1 protein-coding gene is annotated in these 1,551 nt (G+C 38.1%); it reads left to right on the top strand.

Translation table 11 applies throughout. The features are described 5' to 3' along the window. Nucleotides 1-1,029: 1,029 nt before the first annotated feature. Nucleotides 1,030-1,323: a hypothetical protein gene (locus IEY48_RS20195; protein ID WP_188923333.1), complete on the top strand. Its 294-nt coding sequence runs from the start codon at nucleotides 1,030-1,032 to the stop codon at nucleotides 1,321-1,323. Nucleotides 1,324-1,551 lie beyond the last annotated feature (228 nt).

Raw genomic sequence — 1,551 nt, 5'->3', positions numbered from 1 at the left:
GCATACGAGCATCTTTTTCTGACTTTGATAATTTAACGAGTTCAAAAGCTGTGTAGTTTTTCAAAGAATAAAATGATTTAGAAATGATGAGCACATTAGATCACAATTCAATGCGGATTGGTATTAGTTTCAAATATGGCCAGTGGCCACCAACGTCGTGGCGCTTCGCCCACACCAGACCAAGAGGAAACCAACGGTTGTTCCCTCTTTACTCTTTATAAAAGAATTGGCCCAGCCGCAATATTAAAATTATCATTCTTGTGACTAAACGATAGCTGCGATAATTTCGCGACGTGGATCAATCCAGCTTTGACCGCACTTGAAGCCTGCTTCGGCCCATCTTGTCATAAAGAATGAAAATGCTAACGCTTCAGAAGGGAGTCTGATATGAATGGATTAACAAATGTCGCGGTGTCATGGTCAATGATGTTCCCGACATCATAATGACATTTCCCATATCCATATGGGTCAGATGTCAAAGACCCCCTTCCCCTCTAAAGCTAACTTATGATAGGCATGATGCCTTGAAGCACATGGATGTGCGTGAAAAGCCATGAGCAAGCTCACGTCATTTTCTGCAACGGCCTCAGTACAAATTTAAATTTTGACGGTTGCAAACAATATAGTAACTTATTTATATATAACGAGTTTTTATTACTCTCGATTATCTAAACTCTCACTTTCTTCTAGATTAAATGGTGATTGATTCGTGAAAAATAAGCTGGTAAGTTACTAATAACTAAAGTGTTATACGAATAAAGTATTTAAACGCGTGTATCTAATACTATTTTAGAAGACTCATATATTAATAGAGGTCTGCAACTTCGTTGTCGATTACGCAGTTGCCAAAAGTGTTATTGAGCTGAGTTTAAAGGTAATGAGTTCGAAAACTATACAAAATTTTATGATGAAGAAGCGGAGTAAACAGTTAACAAGCAAATAACAAGCAAAGCCAGCGGATACAAGCACCGCCAGCGGATACAAGCACCGCTACTTTGGGCGTTAAGCAACATGAATTAGGAGTTAAAATTGGATTGGGAGTCATTTAATGGTGCAGTTTTTGGTGGAGTGATTGCTAGTTTAGCTGGCGCAGTTACCACCTTATTCTTAACTGAAAAATCAGAAGACAAAAGGGCAAAGGCTGTATCAGCAAAGGCAGAGGACGCTTTGTATGTCGAGTTATCTGATCTAGCTTCTGAGCTTGAGGAATTTATTGGAACCTTTTATACGGTTTATGCCAAATATAAAGCCTTTGAAATTATCGGTGATAGTGGCAAATATTTATCTCGTATTACAATGCCAAGAACTATTAGCTTAAAATAATGCGTTCGCTTATGGAGAACTGTTATTCTGATTTAACAAAAGAACAGCGGTATGCTTTGAAAATGCTTTTATATATCAACGAACAAATAAGTGAGCTATATCCAGGGTGAGATCGTGAACGTTTTTTGAGCTGCTGATATTGACACACAATCTGTTTGACGCCTTGGCTTAGCTGTGATCTTATACTCTCTTTTAGGAGAGTAAAATATGTACCTTGAAGCCTTCACA

The sequence above is a fragment of the Shewanella saliphila genome, assembly GCF_014648295.1.
GTDB lineage: Bacteria > Pseudomonadota > Gammaproteobacteria > Enterobacterales > Shewanellaceae > Shewanella > Shewanella saliphila.
This window is presented reverse-complemented; position numbering and strand designations above follow the sequence as displayed.